Genomic DNA, 20,049 nt, shown 5'->3' with positions numbered 1-20,049 from the left:
ACCCGTATCGATAATGGAGGTACTACATTAGGGACGTCACAAGGTCAAGATTATTATGAAGGAGGCGCCAGAAACCCCAATCCTGACTATTACCAGAATTTACCGAGTTATTTTTTAAGGAATGGTCAAGACCCCATTGACTTTCAATATGCTTACCTGGCGCGACAAGAGTTTGTTAATGATGGTCAACTGAATTGGGGATCTCTATATGAGGCAAATAGAGGACTGCAAATTAGAGGAAGAAATTCACTTTATGCTATTCAAGAAGACCGTACAGATGACAAGCAACTTTCTGTAAATACAATTTTAACCGCAGACCTTACAGAGAATATCATATTTACTGGTAGTATGAGGTATCGTAAATTAAATAGTGAAAACTATGCGATGATCAATGACCTTCTAGGAGGGTCTGGTTTCTTAGATATAGATTTCTTCTCTGATGAAATTTCAAGTAGTGGTGTTCTTCTAGGTTTTAACGAAGCAGCTCAATCCAACGTGAGAACTCCTAATCGCATTGCAGGTGAAGGTGATCGTTACAAATACAATTACGACATCGATGCCGATGTGATCGCTAGTTTTGCACAAACACAGTTCAAAACTAAAAAAGTAGATTTCTTTATCGCTGGTAATGTCACTAGAACAGCCTACCAAAGAAACGGTAAGTATGAAAATGGCAACTTTCTAGGAGCTGAATCTTTTGGTAAAAGTGAAAAATTAGAGTTTACGGACTTTGGTTTTAAAGGCGGTGCTACATATAAAATCTCTGGACAGCAATTCTTTGATTTTAATGCAGCCTACATTTCTCAAGCTCCTACTATTAGAAATTCATTTAGTAACGCAAGACAGAACAATGAAACTATAGTTGGACTAGAATCTCAGAAATCTTACAGTACAGATTTAAGTTACATATATACCACTCCTATAGTTAAAGCACGATTAACGGCCTATTACACTCAGTTTACAAATGGCACAGATGTCGGATTCTACTTTACCGAAGACCTTACTGGACTGCCTCTAGGTGACGGAAGTGCTTTTGTACAAGAAGTAATGACTAATATAGAGAGACGTAACGCAGGAATGGAGCTAGGTCTAGAAGTACAAGTTACTCCTACTATTAAATTAAAAGGTGCTGCAGCTTTTGGACAGAATGTGTATACCAACAATCCTGATCTTTATTTAACTAGTGATGACTTTGCTGGTGAACAACTTAGCTTCGGTGACGGAACTACCAGTCTTAAAGACTACCACGTAGCTGGCGGACCAGAAACAGCCTTACAAATAGGCTTTGAATACAGAGACCCAGATTACTGGAATATAGGAGTTACTGCAAACTACTTTGCCAATGGTTATTCTGATATCAGTAATTTGAGAAGAAGCGCTAACTTTAGACAAGATTATGATGGCATCGAGTTCAATGACTTTGATCAAGAAGTAGCTAACCAACTTTTAAAGCAAGAACAATTTGAGAACTATATGTTATGGAATGTAATAGGTGGTAAATCATGGAGAATAGACGATAAGTATGTAGGTTTCTTTGCGACTATCAACAATATATTTGATCAAGAATACAAAACTGGTGGCTTTGAACAATCTCGCAACTCCAACTTTAGATCTACTAGAGATGATGCTAATAACCCGCAAGAAGTATTTGCACCACGCTATTTCTTTGGTAATGGAACCACCTATTACCTAAACATATATTTAAGATTTTAATAAGCAATGATGAATTTATATAAAAATAACAAAATGAAAAATTTTAATAAACTTTTTGCGATTGCTGTATTATCAGTAATTACCTTCTCTTGTGTCGAGGATGACGACTTCAACTTGCCAGATACAGCAGCGATAGATATTGAAGCACCTGCAAACTTAATAGATATATCTTCTGTAATAGGACAGATAGGACAGGCACAGACAGGACTTGTTACTTTTGATCCAAATAACGATCAATTTATAGAAGGATTTGTTATTTCTAGTGATGAAGCAGGTAACTATTTTGAAGAGTTAATTATACAGGACGCGATTGAAAATCCAACCGCCGGTATTAAAATACTTATTGACAACAGTCCGCTATTTACTACTTATGCAATAGGACAGAGAGTGTATATCAAACTTGATGGTCTAACTGCTGGACTTTCTAATGGAGTACCTGTTCTCGGTATTAATGGAAATGGCACTATTGAAAAAATTGCTCCTGCTTTACAGGGATCCGTTGTATTAAGAGACAGTGAAGTTTTCAATATTGTTCCTACCCTAGTTTCTGGTCCTTCTGAATTCAGAACAGAAAAACTACTTACTTTAATCCAATTACCGGAAGCACAGTTTACAGACGCTGATCTCGCATCGAACAGAACATTTGCCTCTGAGCCTACAGATCAATTCGACGGCGTAAGACTCGTACAAACTTGCGGTGATTTCTTTGCTGCCCCTATAAGAATGGAGACCAGTACATTTTCTGACTTTAAAGCACTAAGACTTCCTGAAGGAAGTGGTTCGATAACGGCTATTTTACAAAGAGACTTTAGAGATGAATTCTTTGTGATAGCTATAAATTCACCAGATGACTTCATTTTTGATGCAAGTGTGAGATGTAACTTTGCTATAGTTGCCTGTGGAACGGTTGCTACAGCAGGAACAAATGTCTTATTATCGGAGAACTTTGAGACTCAATCTACAGGAGCTGCAGCGATGCCAGCGGGATGGACTAATTTCCAAGAAGCAGGAACACAAACGTGGGAAGTTTATACCGCTTCTGGAACAAATGCTTCTTTGGGTAAAAGTGTCAATTGTGGATCCTTTAGATCCGGAGACGTAAGTACAGCTGCCTGGCTCATTACACCTCAATTTGATTTTGATGCACAAACTGGTGAAGTATTCTCTTTTGAAACTTCTAATAGTTTTGCAGATGGCTCTTCCATGGAACTTCTTTATAGTAGTGATTGGGATGGTACAGCTACTGGCGTGGACACAGCTTCATGGGAACCGATGTCAGACCCAGTAATTGTCAGTGATAGTGAAAACTTTGGTAACTGGGTGTTTTCTGGACATGTGTCTTTAGATTGTGTTACAGGAACTGGAGCTATCGCCTTTAGATATGTAGGAAGTGGAGATCCAGGTACTGATGGCACTTATGAATTAGATAACATCTCTTTAACTAGCGACTAATTAGATATAGTTTCTGCTTTCTATTATTTATAAAATAATAGAAATTCATCCTGAGGTAGCTCAGGGCGAAAACGGGATACTTCAAAAGCCTCTACTATTCATTTGATAGTAGAGGCTTCCTTATGCCATAAAATCAAGTCTGACAAAGACATATACAGTCTTGACTCAGCAGCTGTGAATAAATCATTTCTTTTTTACTGCGCGCTGTACTGGTCAAAACAAGCCTTAACCTTATGGATATTCACAACAGTATAAGAATGAGCTTTCAGATACGAAGGAAATGGGGCTCCAAGTGCAGAGTGCGCTTATAAATAAAAGCTTTCCTAGCTTCTAGTCACCTATAACCTCCTCTTTCACACGATAACATGTGCTGGATGAACTTCTGTTTTGTGCATAAAAACAGAAAGTAGGCCCATTGAAATTCTCGCATATCCATATAGTATTCGATAAATTTTATCACTCCCTTTTAGTGATCTGATTGGAACGATTCAAAAGTATTGGTGCTACTTGATTCTATATATACTATCTAGAAATCTTTGCGACCTAAACAGGGTAACTAATAGAAGCTCTACTTTTAATGCTGTTCCCTTCATATTTTCTATGTACTCAGAGAATTTAGCGGATTTATTTTTTTCTTTTGTTAAGGCATAAATTTTCAAGCATAGCTTATGTTAGGCTTGTAAATTTTAACGCAGAGAAAAGGAAAAAGAAGGAGCAGAAAATTCGGAACCCTAGGTGTTTTGAGTATATGCCACTTGAATCTTAGAAACCTCACCTATATAGCAACTGTCTTTTTTCAAGAATAAGTAGATTGAAGGATCCTTATACTTTTGATCAATAAAATTGTTACCTCAACTAGATATCGTTCTTCTTTGCTATTCATTTTAAGAGTTATAAACATAACAAGAATTGAAAGCTCCTACCAATTTAGTTGTCTATAAGCTACTGCTTATTGCGCAACAACATCATTTCTCTTAAACCTGACCGCACCAGATCGCATTTCTTTAGAATCTGCTCTCCCATAAATAAAGCCAAAACAACTTGCCGCAATGCTAATAACTTAGATGGTGAATAGGTCCATATGAAACAGTTCCATAATTTTCTTTCACCATCACGCCATCAGAACTTTGGAGTCTTAAAGACACAAAAAAGCCACTCTTTTCAGAGTGGCTTTTTAATAAATTAAAATGTTTTTTTACATCCAGCTTATTTGGCAAGATTGATTTCAACACGTCTGTTTTGTGTTCTTCCAGCTGCAGTGGCATTAGATCCAACAGGCTTAGTTTCTCCAAGACCTTTTGAAGTTAAACGAGCTTTATCAATACCGTTCTTCACCAAGTATTCTTTTACAGAAAGAGAACGCTCGTTAGAAAGTTTTTCGTTATATGTTGCACTACCTACACTATCTGTATGACCTTCAATCGTAAATTGAGCCGTAGGATATTTAGTTAGGATGGCAGTAATATCAGCTAACGTAGCAGCTGATTCAGCTTGAATAGAAGCCTTTCCAGTGTTGAACAAGATAGTTTTAGCATATTCATTCAATTGAGCTTGTACTTCTACCGTAGGTAGAACAGGTCTTGGACAACCTTCTAATTCTGCAATACCTGCAACATCAGGACATTTATCCATATCATCTTCGATACCGTCATTATCTCTATCTTTTACTGGACAACCTTGTCTTGAAGCTGGACCAGCCTCTGTAGGACAATTGTCATCTCCGTCAGCAACACCATCAGCATCAGCATCAGGACAACCCATAAGAGCTACCAGACCTGCAGTTTCAGGACACTTATCATCTTTATCAAGTACGGTATCCCCATCAGTATCAGGACATCCATTAGTTTCAACTGGACCAAATACATTAGGACAATCATCTTTAGAATCTTCTATTCCATCCATATCAGAATCTGGACAGCCCATAAATTGCTCTAAACCTGCAACGGTAGGACATACATCCTTAGAATCTACAATTCCATCACCGTCTGTATCTACAGCTCCCCAAGTAAACTTGAGACCCGCTGTGTGTTGCCAGTGCTTTGGAAAAGTATCTTCAAAGGCGTGCTTGTAACTAGTTTGAACATTTGCGTAAACATTATTCATGATTTTAATATCAAAACCAAAAGTACCATTGAATGTTCCAAAACCTTCATCATCTAGTATTTGATAAGAACCACCAACTCCCAAATAAGGGCTGATTATTTCTCCATTCCATAATTCAGCAAGATTGTATCTTAACCCTCCATCAAAAGAGTAATAAGAGATCTGATCGATTTTAGCCTCTCCAACCGTATCAATAGTATTCACAGAAAGTGCACCAGTTGCAACAATACCGTCTCCTACGTAATAACCTACTTCAAAACGGCTAGGAGCTGTAGTGATATTATAATGATCGAGATTAAAGGGTTGTTCAAAATAATCTCCAAGGCCTAAATCTTTCTCACCTACTGGATAAAGATCAATAGCGTTGATACCTATCGCAATACTCCAGCGATTGCTTTCGTCTTGTGCGTAACTCATGCTGGCAGAAAATAATATTGCTCCAGCAACTAATAATTTAAAAATGTTTTTCATGTTGGGGTTTTTAATTAACAACGCTGCAAAATTAAACAGTTCCTTGTTTTTCGCAAGCATACAGGCTATAAATTTAGTTAAATATACCAATAATAACTCTTATTTATTATTAATTTTAAATAACACCTAGCTTTTTTCCAATCTTTTCAAAAGCAGCGATTGCTTTTTCCAAATGTTTCTGGGAATGTGCCGCACTTAATTGTACTCTTATTCTTGCTTTTCCCTTGGGTACAACTGGATAAAAGAATCCTATTACGTAAATACCTTCCTCAAGAAGCATATCTGCCATTTGTTGGGAGAGTTTTGCATCGTAAAGCATCACAGGAACAATAGCGCTTTCACCATCTACAATATCAAAACCTAAATCTTGCAAGCTTTTTTTGAAAAAAGCGGTGTTAGACTGCACTTTATCAATGAGATCTGTACTCTTATCGATAAGCTCTAATGCCTTAATAGAAGCTCCTACTATGGAAGGCGCAAGTGAATTACTAAAAAGGTATGGTCTGGATCGTTGTCTCAAAATCTCAATCACTTCTTTATTAGCACACGTATAGCCACCCATCGCGCCACCTAAGGCTTTTCCTAAAGTACCCGTAATAATATCTATTCTGCCTAGAACTCCTTTGGCCTCTAGAGTACCACGTCCTGTATCGCCTAAAAAACCAGCCGCATGACATTCATCTACCATAACTAAAGCATCATACTTATCTGCAAGATCACAGATCTTGTCCAAAGGAGCTAATAGTCCATCCATGGAAAATACGCCATCGGTAACTATAAGTTTGTAGCGTGCACCATCCTCTGTAGCCTGTATCAGCTGCTTTTCGAGATCTGCCATATCAGCCGTGGCATATCTATAACGACCTGCTTTACACAAACGCACGCCATCAATAATAGAAGCATGGTTTAAAGAGTCAGAAATTATAGCATCCTCTTTGGTTAGCAATGGCTCAAAAACACCACCATTTGCATCAAAACAAGCAGCGTAAAGGATCGTGTCTTCACAACCGTAAAAATCTGCTAGTTTTTGTTCTAGCTCTTTATGAATATCTTGGGTGCCACAAATAAATCTTACAGAGCTCATTCCAAAACCATGAGAATCCAACGTATCCTTTGCCGCCTGAATAACTTCAGGATGAGAAGAAAGTCCTAAATAATTATTCGAACAAAAATTAAGAACTTCAGATCCATCATCTAGTGTAATCATGGCATCCTGCGGTGAGGTGATGATTCGTTCTTTTTTATATAATCCAGCATCTTTTATTTCTGCCAGTTCTTTTTGTAGGTGTTCCTTAATTGATCCGTACATTTTAGGTTTTTTAGTGTTTTACAAATATAACAAGCGGCGAGCCCTTATCCGTTCCATTTAACGATTTCTAAGGTATCTGTATAGACAAGCACTTTTTCTGACACCATTATATTCATAGATTTTAACAAATCTGCATATTCATCCAGTTGGTTCCTATGCTTCTCTAAAACTGCTCCAGTTTTATAATCTATAACTGTTGCTTGATCATTAACAATAATAACCCGATCTGGAATAAGCCTGGTTCCTGAAGGAAGTAAAATAGGTTGCTCGTTCAAGACTTTTATACCCTTTGTATAATAAGAGACAAGTTCTGCATGATGGAGCACATTTGAAATCATCCCTTTAATTTCATTTTGCTCCATTCTAGACAAAGAGAAATCTCGATCTATCTTTTTACCCACCTTTTTAAAATCTGAAGAGTATTCAATTAAGGATAGGTATTCATGTAAGATATTTCCTTTTAAAATAGCCTCATTAGCACCACTAGCCCAAAGCAGGCCTTTTCTCGTAGAAATACTCAATCGCTGCGCATCCAGATTCACCTTATAAGTAGTAAGCATCTCGCTTTCTTCCGTAGTTGTTTTCTTAGATTGACGCCTACCATCTCCTATTATAGCCGATTCATACCCATTCTCTATTTCTAAAATCAGCCCTTTTTTATCCACAAACTCTTTTAAAAGTGACGAGTAGTTATTCGCTTTGGGACTGGCACTTTCGGCACTGATGTATAATTGCTCTCTCGCCCTTGTAAAAGCGACGTATAACGTATTGATTTGATCCATCTGTGCTTTGGCAAGGTTATTTGCATAGACCTCTGGAGCAGTACCTGGATAAAATTCGTTTTCTTTTTTTAAATTGATATACACTTGATCAAAACCTTCATACTCTTCTTTATCGACAAGAACCCAGCCTGTAGGACTTCTTGCATCATCTAGTTTTTTATCGCAATGCGGCACAATCACTACTGGAAACTCCAGTCCTTTAGACTTGTGAATGGTCATGATTTGCACGGCATCAGCATCTGCTGCAGCTGGTACGCTCAATTTTTCTTTTTTCAGTTCCCAGTGCTCTATAAATCCTGAAAGCGACACCTCATAACCTGTGGAATATTCAAATAAAAATTCCATAAAAGACTGCAATCTGGTGTCTTGTTCCTTGTACAATCCTAGAGATTCTGCTACTTGTTCTGTGGCTTGAAACAATGCCGCTTTCGCAAAAGCAGAACCCAAATCATCTTCCTCCATATCCATCAACACCTTGCCTAATTCTAGCAAACTGTGATGAAGATGTGCTGTAACAAAAGAATGTATGTCCTCTAGCTGAAAAACCCTTGTATACGCCATCAAAAACTCAAAACGTGGCTTCTGTTGATCTGGCGCCTGCACCATTTTCATCAAGGCCACTAACAATTGCACTTTTTGAGAGGCGTAAACCAGTAAACTATCTCCCGAAACAACTCGTATTTCTTGAGAAACTAAATATTTTGCAATCTCATGACCGTCTTTATTTTCTCTCACGAGAACACAAATCTCGCCTAAAGCAAAACCATTTTCGTGAGCTTTTAAAATCTGTTGATGCACATGATGCGGATAAACGCTCGTATAATCATCATTTTCATAAGGTGCTTCAAAGTCTTTATCTATGAAGTCTATCTGTACAAAACCGCCTTCTTTTGCTCTGGTTTTTTGTTCTAAATACTCCTTGTATAATTTTTTATAGACCTCACTGTTGAGGTGATCTCCATATAAATCAAAAAACGAGTTGTTAAAATTGATAATTTCATCATAACTGCGCCAGTTAAATTCTAGTGTTTCTTCTTTTTTAGGCAGCATAAAAAGATCTGGTGTATCAAGAAGTCTTAAAAACTGATCTGCATCTCCACCACGGAATCTATATATAGACTGCTTTGCGTCGCCCACGAGCATCAAACTGCCTCTTTCTTCATTTTCACGTTGCTGCTGGAGTTCGTTTTCTATGAGTGGTGAGAGGTTTTCCCACTGCATGCGGCTGGTGTCCTGAAATTCATCTATAAAATAATGACGGTAACGCTCACCGAGTCGTTCATAAATAAAAGGCGCGGGTTGGTCTTTAATTTGCTCGGCAAGCAAGGCGTTGAATTCGTAAATAGGGACGATTTGCTCAGCAATTTTTATTTTATCGATCTCATAAAGCAATTCATTAAGCAAAGATAAAGGAGTGAGACTGCTGGCTATATTTTTATAAAACAAAAGCGTCCCCATACGTTCCTTATAAAGCGCTGCAAATATGCTTAGATCTGTCGCCAGTCCGTCTATCGCATCTTTGACTTCTTGTGCTTTATTTTTAGGATACAAATCTCCAGCAATAAGATCTCTTACAGAGGCAGCGTCTAATTTTACTGAAAAATCCTCTTGCGCTACTTTAACCACTACATTAAAGATACTTCTAGAACCACCTTTGAAATCTTTAGGCGCAATATGTATCTCTTCAGAAGCCCGTACAAGTGTCTTTGCTTTTTCTGTCAATTCTTTTTGAGCGGCGTTGATTTTCTTATACAAGTTTTCGCGAAAGCGCAAAAAGTCTCCCACCTCTTTCCCTTTCAATTTCTTGAGAAATGGATAATGGTTTTCGTTGCGAATTAATTTTGCAATATCTTTAAGATCGTATTCTACATCCCAACTCTTCCCTTCTTCTATTTTTGCTAGGGAAAAATCCACTAGTAGTTGTGTGAGTTTTTTATCCTTACCTGCGCGAGCAATAAGATTGTGAATGGCTTTTGAAATCAGCCGATCACTGTCCAACTCTACCTCAAAGTTATCGGGCAAGTCAATATCCTTTGCAAAGGTTCTCAAAATGCGGTGGTTAAAAGAATCTATAGTCACTATATCAAATGCAGAATAATCATGCAATAATTGATTGAAGATAGCGCGTGCTTTCTTTTTGAACTGGTCGCTATCTAATCCCGTTTCCCCTTTAATATGATTTGCGATTCCCGCAAGAGCATCTTCTAGCTCCTCTAAAGTAAATTTATAGAGGTAATCTAGAATACGTTCTTTCATCTCGGCAACTGCCTTATTAGTAAAGGTCACCGCTAGTATTTTACGATATCCATTAGAATAGGGATTTTTAAATAGCAGCGTGAGGAAATCTTGAGCCAGCGTATAGGTCTTACCAGATCCCGCGCTGGCACTATAAAAAGTAGTAGGTGATTGTGACATAGTCAAAGATAAGCATAGAAAAGAAAGACACAAGACTGCTACAGGGTAAGATGTAAGACTCTAGGCTCCATTAATTGATGAGATAGCGATTTATCACGTATTTACTATTTTAATAGTTAGCAATTCACGTGCTCTTTTCAACCATAATTCTATACTTTTCATACCACAAGAACCGCATTAAAGAGTCTGTCCAATAGGTTAACATAAATTATCTTGTTTACTTTCAATTTATTAATTAATTATTGTGAAAATTAACACTTTAAGGATAATATAACGTGGATAATTTTAACCACTGGATTTTTGTGCCTAGTTTTATACCTTATTAATCAACTAATTAAAAAGGATATATAATGGCTTTTGAATTACCTCAATTAAATTATGCTAAAGACGCACTAGAACCTCACATCGATGCAAAAACTATGGAGATCCATCATGGAAAGCATCATCAAGGGTATACGAATAACCTAAATGCTGCAATAGAAGCAACTGATTTAGAAGGAAAAACTATCGAAAACATTCTTTCTAACCTAGACATGCACAACAAAGCATTAAGAAATAACGGTGGTGGCTTTTACAACCACAGATTGTTTTGGGAAGTAATGTCTCCTGACGGTGGAGGTCACCCAACTGGTGAACTAGCTGATGCAATCAACACTTCTTTTGGTTCTTTTGAAACTTTTAAAGATCAATTTAGCGCTGCTGCAAAAGGACAATTTGGTTCTGGATGGGCCTGGCTTTGTGTTCATGAAGGTGGAAAACTAGAGGTATGTGGAACTCCTAATCAGGACAATCCATTAATGCCAGAAGTAGGCTGTGGCGGTACTCCAGTTCTAGGTCTTGACGTATGGGAACACGCTTATTACTTGAATTATCAAAACAGACGTCCTGACTATGTAGAAGCATTTTTCAATGTAATCAACTGGTCAGAAGTTTCTAAAAGATATGCTGAAGGGAAATAATTCTTTTAAGTAAAAGTAAACCCCCCAAAATCAATTTATTGATTTTGGGGGGTTTTTTATTTCTACTTACCAAACCTGGTATTTTTCTAATAAGCACGCTCATTATTACCTTCAAAAAAGTTGATATAAGCGCGATTTACTACACGATTACCTCCCGCAGTTGGATAATTACCAGTGAAATACCAGTCTCCTAAATTCTTAGGACAGGATTTATGTAAATTATCTACGGTTTGATAAATGATTTTCACCTCAGCGTTTATTCCTTCTTCTGACAGTAGCTCCCCTATCTTATCAGAAACTTCCTGATCTGTAAAAGAAACGTACAAATCCTTTACGTGATTCACCACGTTTACATCTTCCATCTCTGTTTGTAGTTTGCATTTTTTGTATATTTTTTCTACAATATCATAAGTACCTCGATCCTCGTGCAAAGCGAGTGCCGCTTTAAAAGCCACTAAGCCTTCTAATCGTGCCATATCTATTCCATAACAATCTGGATAGCGTATTTGAGGCGCACTAGAAACAACTACTATTTTCTTAGGGTTCAATCGATCCATCATTTTGAGAATGGACTTTTTTAAGGTCGTTCCTCTCACGATAGAATCGTCTATTATTACGAGATTATCTTCTGGCTTCACCACCCCGTAAGTCACATCATAAACATGAGCTACAAGATCATCACGAGAAGAATCTTCTGTTATAAACGTGCGAAGTTTTGCATCTTTTATAGCTATTTTTTCTGTTCTTAGCTTTCGCGAAAGCGTCTTATCGACTTCATCAGCCGTTAGTTTTCCATTTCCAGCGATAATAAAGTCTCTTTTTTGCTGATTGAGAACTGCGTGACCTTCTTCTACCATACCGTAAAAGGAAGTCTCTGCGGTATTAGGTATGTAAGAGAATACCGTATTGTCGATATCGTTATCAATGCTTTTCATAATCTCAGGAAACAAGAGTTTCCCTAGCATTTTGCGTTCTTTATAAATCTCTGCATCACTACCACGAGAGAAATAAATGCGTTCAAAAGAACAAGCTTTGCGCTCTAATGGTTCTGTGATTTGATCCAAAGTTACGGTTCCATCTTTCTTGATGATGATCGCCTTGCCTGGATCGAGTTCTTTTACTTCATCAAATGGTGCATTAAAAGCCGTTTGAATTACTGGCCGTTCACTTGCAATAACAACTACCTCGTCGTTTTGATAATAATAAGCTGGTCTTATTCCTGCAGGGTCACGCAATAAAAAAGCATCACCATGACCCATCAATCCTCCCATCGCATAACCGCCATCCCAGTCTTTGGCGCTTTTACGCAAGATTTTTGCAACATCTATTTCTTCTGCAATTTTGGGGCTAGCTTCTATTTTAGAAAGACCTTTTGATTTAAATTTTTTATATAATTTACTAACTTGTCTGTCTTGAAAGTGACCTACTTTTTCCATCACGGTCACTGTGTCTGCCATGTCTTTGGGATGCTGACCCAATTTAACAAGCTTATTAAAAAGCTTGTGTACGTTAGTCATATTAAAATTGCCAGCCATAATTAAATTGCGATGCATCCAGTTGTTCTGTCTTAAGAATGGATGTACAGATTCAATGCTGTTTTTACCAAATGTCCCATAACGCACATGACCCATCAATAACTCTCCTATATAAGGAATCTGAGCTTTTTGTGCTGCCACATCATCTTTTATTTCTGGATTTTCAGTAAGCTCCGTGTTGATCCGGTCATTGATCTGTGCAAAAATATCCTGAATAGGCTGTGCTGCATTACTGCGCACTCTAGAAATATAACGTTGCCCAGGTTCTACGTCTAGCTTGATACTGGCAAATCCAGCACCGTCCTGACCTCGGTTGTGCTGCTTTTCCATCATTAGGTACATTTTATTGATACCGTAGAAAGCTGTCCCGTATTTCTCCTTATAGAATTCTAGTGGCTTAAGAAGACGGATAAGTGCAATACCACACTCGTGTTTTAACTGGTCGCTCATGATGGGTTTTTATATAAAGTAAAAATAAAAAAGCCTCAAGAATTGTTGAGGCTTTTTTACAGATATTATTAATTATTTATTTCAAATTTAGTCAGCGCTTTAAACTGTTCCAGACGCGCATCTATTTGTTCATTGGTAATCGTTTGCATGCGCTCCGTTCCAAATTTCTCTACAGCAAAGGAAGCAAAATTAGAGCCGTAGATAATAGCACGTTTCATGTTTTCAAAACTATAGTCGCCACTTGCTGCAAGGAATCCTGCAAAACCACCAGCAAATGTATCTCCTGCACCTGTGGGATCAAAAACTTTTTCTAGTGGTAACGCCGGGGCAAAGAACATATGTTCTTCATGAAACAATAAGGCTCCATGTTCTCCTTTTTTGATCACTACATATTTAGGGCCCATGGCATGAATCTTACGAGCCGCTGCCACAAGAGAATATTCTCCAGAGAGTTGTCTCGCTTCTTCATCATTAATAGTGATCACGTCTACCTTAGCAATGACTTGATGCAACAGGTCTAGTGCACTGTCCATCCAGAAATTCATGGTATCTAGAACGATCAACTTTGCAGCTGGTGTTTGCTCCATTACTCCTAATTGTACTGCTGGATGTAAGTTTCCTAACATCACCACCTCAGCATCTCTGAAAGATTCTGGCACTACTGGATTAAAATCTGCGAGTACATTAAGCTCTGTAACAAGCGTATCACGAGTATTCATATCGTTGTGGTATTTTCCAGACCAAAAAAATGTCTTTCCCTCTTTCACTACCTCAATACCATCGATGTTCATACCGCGACTCGTAAGCATGTCTAAATATTCTTGAGGAAAATCACCTCCTACGACACTTACCAGTCCTATTTCTGTATTGAAATGAGAAGCGCTAAGACCTATAAAGGTGGCTGCTCCACCTAATATCTTATCTGTTTTACCAAAAGGGGTTTCAATGGCATCAAATGCTACTGTACCTACCACAACTAATTTGCTCATGTAATATATTTTTGCAAAAATACGGTTTTATTAAGTTTTCAGATCAGCTTTAACCAAGCAGTTTGAGCTTGCTTTTGAAAAGAACGCGCTTTATTTAACAAGACCTACTTCTTTATGAATAACCAGCAACTCCTCCATATATTCTCTAGAATTACTCAATCTTGGAATCTTGTGCTGTCCACCTAGCTTGCCTTTTTGCTTTAACCAATTATAAAACACATCTGGATGTGCACAGTGAATTTTGGGTGCTTTTAAGGTTATATTGTTAGAACGTTTTGCCTCGTAGTCACTATTTACTTGCTGCAAATAATAGTCTAAGGCTTGAGCAAAAGCAGAAATATCATCCGGCTGTGTTCCAAATTCTATCATCCATTCATGTGCCCCTTTTTCCTTACCCTCCATAAAAATAGGGGCAACAGTATAGTCCTTAATCGAACAAGGGATCTCTGCAATGGTCTTTTTAAGCGCCTCTTCAGCATTTTCAATAATGAGCTCTTCACCAAATACATTAATGTGGTGCTTGGTGCGACCGCTTACCTTAATGCGGTAGGGACTTTTACTCGTAAAACGAACGGTGTCCCCTATTTTATAACGCCACAGGCCAGCGTTAGTCGTAATTATAATGGCATAATTCTCACCCAGTTCTACCTCGTTTAATGGTATGATCTTTTCCTCTGGAGTCTCATACGTTTTCATAGATATAAACTCATAGAAAATACCGTAATCCAGCATAAGCAGCAATTCCTTGCTATTGTTACGATCTTGAATGGCAAAGAAACCTTCACTCGCATTATAAGTCTCGTAGTATTTAATATCACCTACTGGTAGTAGTTTTTTATACTGCTCTACATAGGGATCAAAACTAACACCTCCATGAAAGAACACTTCCATTTGCGGCCAGACTTCTAGTATACTCTCCTTACCTGTTGTTTCTAGCACTTCATTAAGCAACACCATCATCCAGGAAGGAACACCAGCAAGACTGGTCACATTTTCGGTAATGGTTTCTTGAACAATCGCTGGCATTTTAGTTTCCCATTCTGCCATTAATGCCACTTCATTCCCAGGAGTAGAACTATAATCTGCCCAGAAAGGCATGTTATCGATTAAAATACTACTCAAATCTCCAGCGGCTGTTCGGGATGTTCTATCCAGTATTTTACTACCGCCTAATCGCAATCCTTTGCCCTTAAATAACTTGGACTCTGGATTGTTATTTAAGTACATACACAACAAGTCCTTAGCAGCTGCATAATGACAGTCTTCTAAAGATTGCTGGCTTACTGGTATAAATTTACTGCGTGAGTTAGTCGTACCGCTACTCATAGCAAACCATTTGATATCACTAGGCCAGAAAATATTTCCTTCCCCTTTTCTGGATCGCTTTATGGAAGTTTCCATTTCAGTATATCCAGAAACTGGAACTCTATCTGTAAAATCTCGGTAAGACTTTATAGAGTCAAAACCGTATTTTTTACCTACTTCTGTGTGACGAGCATAGTGAATGAGATCTTGTAAAATATTATCCTGCAATTCCTGTGGATGCTTCATAAAAAGCTCCATGTCGTGAATGCGTTTCTTAAGAAACCAAGAGACAACAGAATTGAGTAATGCGTTTGCCATATTTTACAAATCCTAATTGGTATTTTTACACTTCAAATATACTTCCTTAATTTTTAAAGTTACTAAAATGATCCTAATAGGCACGATTAGAAAAATGCAAACAGAGCTCAAGGAAACCGTTCAATATTACCTTGTTTTCCCAGACAATTTTATTCATATGAACCAGCTGTTGGATAAAAAACTCTTTTTGAAGCATGTAGGAAACGAATGTCTTAATTGTAGCCTCGATAAAAAGATATGGCGGCAAGGATTTTGCTATGACTGTTTCTCACAATCAGCGCACGCAGGAGACTGGATTATGCGACCAGAGCTGAGCCGTGCCCACCTGGATGAAGAAGATCGTGATCTAGAATACGAGAAAAAAGTACAACTCAAGCCACATATTGTTTATCTAGCAAACAGCAGCAATATCAAAGTAGGTGTAACTCGTAAAACACAAATCCCAACACGATGGATCGATCAAGGCGCGCATGAAGCCGTTGCGATTCTGGAAGCACCCAACCGTTATCTCGCAGGAATTACTGAGGTTGCCCTAAAAAGTCACGTAGCAGATAAAACCAACTGGCGCAAAATGCTCACCAACAGTATAGAAGATGTTGACCTGTTAAGCTTTCGCAAAAGCTTGCTCCAATTCATACCTCAAGAAGCCCAAGAATACATTCTCGATAACGAAAAGGAATGGGAAATTAAATTCCCCGTACTTCAATATCCAGAAAAAGTGTCCAGCGTTAACCTTGCCAAAACTACCGAACACTTTGGAAAATTAAAAGGCATCAAAGGACAATACCTCATCTTTGAGGATGGTAAGGTGATGAATTTGCGCAGTCATGAAGGCTTGGTGTTGGAGATTAGAGTGGAGTGAGGCTGTATTATAAGATCAATTTTTTCCTAGGAGCAGTCTTAAGCCTTCCCCTAGGAACGTTGCGCAAGAAGACGTAAATATATGTTGCTGTTTACAAAAACGGCCTTTTCGCTTTTTCAAAGGCTAGAATTAATTCTGCGTTTTAGCCACCTAAAGCACATAAAATTCCACTCAAAATTCCGTACTTTTGACAGCTTTAAAACACCTGTGTGATGAGTAAAAAATTCAATGAATACAAAGGATTGAACCTACCCGAAGTAGATGCACGCATCAAGTCTTTTTGGAAGGAAAACGACATTTTCAACAAGTCTATGACGGCTCGTGAAGGAAATGAACCTTTTATTTTCTTTGAAGGACCACCCTCTGCAAACGGACTTCCTGGTATACATCACGTAATGGGAAGAACGATCAAGGATTTATTCTGTCGTTTTAAAACCCAACAAGGCTATCAGGTAAATCGTAAGGCTGGGTGGGATACACACGGTCTTCCTGTAGAACTAGGTGTGGAAAAGGCGTTGGGTATTACTAAGGAAGACATAGGTACAAAAATCAGTGTAGAAGAGTACAATAAGGAATGTAAAAAGGCCGTCCTTAAGTATACAGATATCTGGAGCAAACTGACGGATGACATGGGGTATTGGGTAGATATGGAAGATCCATATATTACTTATAAATCCAAGTATATGGAATCTGTATGGTGGTTATTGAAAGAGATTTATTCCAAGGATTTAATTTATAAAGGCTACACAATCCAACCTTATTCTCCAGCTGCTGGAACTGGATTGAGCTCACACGAGTTGAACCAACCCGGCACCTATCAAAATGTGACAGACACAACAGTCACTGCTCAGTTTAAGGTAGAAGACCCTTCAAAACTGCCATTCCCGACTAGTGAAGAAGTGTTTTTCCTAGCTTGGACTACTACGCCATGGACGCTTCCCTCTAACACAGCACTTACCGTGGGTTCTAAAATAAACTACGTGCTTATAGAAACTTTTAACCAATACACGGGCGCCCCCATGCAGGTAATTCTAGCTGAAAAATTGGTGAACGCTCAGTTTGGTAAAAAGTATAAGGCTTTAGAAGGTGATGCTTTCGCGAAAGCGAAAGAAGAATACCAACTAGGAGATAAAATAGCATATCAAGTATTGGGTTCTTGCAAAGGAACTGATCTTGTTAACTTAAGATACGAGCAATTATTGCCTTATGCGCAGCCGTTTGAAAACGCGCAAGATGCCTATAGAGTTATTGCAGGAGATTTTGTGACTACCGAGGATGGAACAGGAATCGTACACACGGCACCTACCTTTGGAGCAGACGATGCACAGGTTTCTAAACAGGCAAATCCGCCTATTCCACCGATGTTAGTTTTGGACGCAAATAACAATCCTGTGCCACTGGTCAACCTGCAGGGCAAGTTCATTGATTCCTTACCTAAGGTAGGTGGGAAATATGTGAAGAACGAATATTTTATAGATGGAGATGTGCCAGAACGATCAGTAGATGTAGATATAGCCATTGATTTAAAAGAACGAAACCGAGCTTTTAACGTGGAGAAATATGTGCACAGTTATCCGCATTGTTGGAGGACTGATAAGCCCATATTATACTATCCACTAGACAGTTGGTTTATAAAAGTGACCGAATTCAAGGATAGAATGCATGAGTTGAATAAATCTATCAATTGGAAGCCTAAATCTACTGGAGAAGGAAGATTTGGCAACTGGCTGGCAAATGCAAACGACTGGAATTTATCACGATCTCGTTTTTGGGGAATCCCACTTCCTATATGGAGAAATGAGACGGGAACAGAAGAAATCATCATCGGTTCTATAGAGGAATTGATGGAAGAGATTGAAAAATCTATGGCTGCTGGATTGATGACAGAGAATCCGTTTGCCGGTTTTAAAGCTGGTGACATGAGTGAAGAAAATTACAACATCGTAGACCTTCATAAAAACGTAGTAGATCAGATTATATTAGTAAGTGCCACAGGAGAAAAACTAACTCGAGAGGCAGACCTCATTGACGTATGGTTTGATTCGGGCTCCATGCCTTATTCACAGTGGCATTATCCATTTGAAAATAAAGAACAAGTAGAGAACCAACTTAGAAAAGCAGATTTCATTGCAGAAGGTGTGGATCAAACTCGAGGTTGGTTCTACACATTGCACGCTATCGCTACCATGATAAGTGATGATATAGCTTATAAAAATGTAGTTTCTAACGGGCTGGTTCTGGATAAAAACGGGCAGAAAATGTCCAAACGTTTAGGAAATGCAGCAGACCCTTTTGACACATTAAATAAATATGGTGCAGATGCCACACGATGGTACATGGTAAGTAATGCAAATCCTTGGGACAACTTAAAATTTGATGTGGAAGGCATTACTGAAGTACAGCGCAAATTTTTTGGCACTTTATACAATACATACTCGTTTTTCAGTCTCTATGCTAACGTAGATAAATTTACCTATAAGGAGACAGATATTCCATTAAAGGAACGGCCAGAGATAGACCGCTGGATTTTATCTGAATTAAATACCTTAATTAAAGAAACCACTGCTTTTTATGAGGATTATGAGCCTACCAAGGCTGCTCGAGCTATAACGACATTTGTCACAGAAAACTTAAGCAACTGGTACGTTCGTTTATGCAGAAGAAGATTCTGGAAAGGAACTTATGAGCAAGATAAAATCGCTGCTTATCAAACACTTTACACCTGTTTAAAAACAATAGCACAATTAGGCGCACCTATCGCTCCATTCTTTATGGAGCAATTGTATCGTGACTTAACCAGTGTTTGCGAAAATGACGCTAGTGAAAGTGTACACCTGGCTTTATTCCCTAAAACGGATGATTCCTTGATCGATATGGCGTTAGAAGAAAAAATGCACAAAGCACAGATCATTTCTAGTCTTACTTTATCCTTGCGCAAAAAAGTAAGTATTAAAGTACGCCAACCTTTGCAGCGCATTATGATACCAGTTCTAGATGCCAGAGATAGAGCACAGATAGAAGCCATAGCAGATTTAGTGAAAAGTGAAGTAAATGTCAAAGAAATTGAGTTGATCGATGATGCGAGTGGTATTCTAGTAAAAGAAATTAAACCTAACTTCAAAGTGCTAGGCCCACGTTTTGGCAAGGATATGGGACAGATCGCAGGCATTATTAAAAGTTTTCAACAAGAAGATATCGTTTTGTTAGAAAAAACTGGTGAAAAAGAAGTTGAAGTAAATGGAAATGCCTTTAATTTAATACTTGAAGATGTAGAGATTACGTCTTCGGACATAGAAGGATGGCTAGTAGCAAACCAATCAGGTATTACCGTTGCACTTGATGTTACCTTATCACCAGAACTTAAAAAGGAAGGGATTTCTAGAGAA

Annotated in this window: 10 protein-coding genes and 1 pseudogene; 5 read left to right on the top strand and 6 right to left on the bottom strand. The window is 38.2% G+C overall.

Translation table 11 applies throughout. The annotated features are described in order from the left end of the window. Both ACJAT0_RS08930 and ACJAT0_RS08925 read left to right on the top strand, forming a co-directional pair. Nucleotides 1-1,713, top strand: a pseudogene (locus ACJAT0_RS08930) (TonB-dependent receptor); the annotation flags it as partial. Nucleotides 1,714-1,746: 33 nt separating this feature from the next. Then, complete coding sequence (locus tag ACJAT0_RS08925; RefSeq protein ID WP_415181373.1) at nt 1,747-3,165, top strand: DUF5689 domain-containing protein; 1,419 nt, start codon at nt 1,747-1,749, stop codon at nt 3,163-3,165. Between the two features lie 1,206 nt (nt 3,166-4,371). Here ACJAT0_RS08925 and ACJAT0_RS08920 read toward each other — a convergent pair. From ACJAT0_RS08920 to ACJAT0_RS08910, 3 genes are all read right to left on the bottom strand, one after another. Continuing rightward, a complete protein-coding gene (locus ACJAT0_RS08920; RefSeq protein ID WP_415181372.1) occupies nt 4,372-5,739 on the bottom strand; it encodes an OmpA family protein in 1,368 nt (455 codons plus the stop codon). Nucleotides 5,740-5,854: 115 nt separating this feature from the next. After that, nucleotides 5,855-7,048 carry a glycine C-acetyltransferase gene (gene kbl, locus ACJAT0_RS08915; RefSeq protein ID WP_374004518.1) on the bottom strand — a complete coding sequence of 398 codons (1,194 nt, stop codon included), beginning with the start codon at nt 7,046-7,048 and terminating at the stop codon, nt 5,855-5,857. Between the two features lie 44 nt (nt 7,049-7,092). Continuing rightward, the gene (locus ACJAT0_RS08910; protein ID WP_415181371.1) at nt 7,093-10,245 is read right to left on the bottom strand and encodes a UvrD-helicase domain-containing protein; all 3,153 of its coding nucleotides are present in this window, start codon (nt 10,243-10,245) and stop codon (nt 7,093-7,095) included. A gap of 350 nt (nt 10,246-10,595) precedes the next feature. On the opposite strand from ACJAT0_RS08910, the gene ACJAT0_RS08905 reads away from it, so the two are divergent. Next, on the top strand, nt 10,596-11,204 hold the full coding sequence (locus tag ACJAT0_RS08905; protein WP_374004522.1) for a superoxide dismutase: 609 nt from the start codon (nt 10,596-10,598) through the stop codon (nt 11,202-11,204). Between the two features lie 86 nt (nt 11,205-11,290). Here ACJAT0_RS08905 and ACJAT0_RS08900 read toward each other — a convergent pair whose 3' ends face one another. The 3 genes from ACJAT0_RS08900 to ACJAT0_RS08890 all read right to left on the bottom strand — a co-directional run bounded on the left by ACJAT0_RS08900 (nt 11,291) and on the right by ACJAT0_RS08890 (nt 15,801). Beyond that, the gene (locus ACJAT0_RS08900) at nt 11,291-13,189 is read right to left on the bottom strand and encodes an amidophosphoribosyltransferase (protein ID WP_374004523.1); all 1,899 of its coding nucleotides are present in this window, start codon (nt 13,187-13,189) and stop codon (nt 11,291-11,293) included. 68 nt (nt 13,190-13,257) lie between these two features. Next, the gene (locus tag ACJAT0_RS08895; RefSeq protein ID WP_374004525.1) at nt 13,258-14,178 is read right to left on the bottom strand and encodes a PfkB family carbohydrate kinase; all 921 of its coding nucleotides are present in this window, start codon (nt 14,176-14,178) and stop codon (nt 13,258-13,260) included. A gap of 90 nt (nt 14,179-14,268) precedes the next feature. Next, nucleotides 14,269-15,801 (bottom strand): GH3 auxin-responsive promoter family protein, encoded by a 1,533-nt coding sequence (locus ACJAT0_RS08890; protein ID WP_415181370.1) that lies wholly within the window; start codon nt 15,799-15,801, stop codon nt 14,269-14,271. Between the two features lie 67 nt (nt 15,802-15,868). On the opposite strand from ACJAT0_RS08890, the gene ACJAT0_RS08885 reads away from it, so the two are divergent. Beyond that, nucleotides 15,869-16,663 (top strand): DUF2797 domain-containing protein, encoded by a 795-nt coding sequence (locus tag ACJAT0_RS08885; RefSeq protein ID WP_374004527.1) that lies wholly within the window; start codon nt 15,869-15,871, stop codon nt 16,661-16,663. Nucleotides 16,664-16,875: 212 nt separating this feature from the next. After that, a partial coding sequence (gene ileS, locus ACJAT0_RS08880) for an isoleucine--tRNA ligase (RefSeq protein WP_415181369.1) occupies nt 16,876-20,049 on the top strand: 3,174 nt, incomplete at its 3' end.

The organism is Nonlabens sp. (assembly GCF_047636915.1).
GTDB lineage: Bacteria > Bacteroidota > Bacteroidia > Flavobacteriales > Flavobacteriaceae > Nonlabens.
This window is presented reverse-complemented; position numbering and strand designations above follow the sequence as displayed.

Bases quoted from the DNA above. Each gene is read 5' to 3' on its own strand.
- ACJAT0_RS08895 (WP_374004525.1), bottom strand. From the start codon at position 14,178: ATGAGCAAATTAGTTGTGGTAGGTACAGTAGCATTTGATGCCATTGAA.
- kbl (WP_374004518.1), bottom strand. From the start codon at position 7,048: ATGTACGGATCAATTAAGGAACACCTACAAAAAGAACTGGCAGAAATA.
- ACJAT0_RS08890 (WP_415181370.1), bottom strand. From the start codon at position 15,801: ATGGCAAACGCATTACTCAATTCTGTTGTCTCTTGGTTTCTTAAGAAA.
- ACJAT0_RS08900 (WP_374004523.1), bottom strand. From the start codon at position 13,189: ATGAGCGACCAGTTAAAACACGAGTGTGGTATTGCACTTATCCGTCTT.
- ACJAT0_RS08905 (WP_374004522.1), top strand. From the start codon at position 10,596: ATGGCTTTTGAATTACCTCAATTAAATTATGCTAAAGACGCACTAGAA.
- ACJAT0_RS08885 (WP_374004527.1), top strand. From the start codon at position 15,869: ATGATCCTAATAGGCACGATTAGAAAAATGCAAACAGAGCTCAAGGAA.
- ACJAT0_RS08920 (WP_415181372.1), bottom strand. From the start codon at position 5,739: ATGAAAAACATTTTTAAATTATTAGTTGCTGGAGCAATATTATTTTCT.
- ACJAT0_RS08925 (WP_415181373.1), top strand. From the start codon at position 1,747: ATGAAAAATTTTAATAAACTTTTTGCGATTGCTGTATTATCAGTAATT.
- ACJAT0_RS08910 (WP_415181371.1), bottom strand. From the start codon at position 10,245: ATGTCACAATCACCTACTACTTTTTATAGTGCCAGCGCGGGATCTGGT.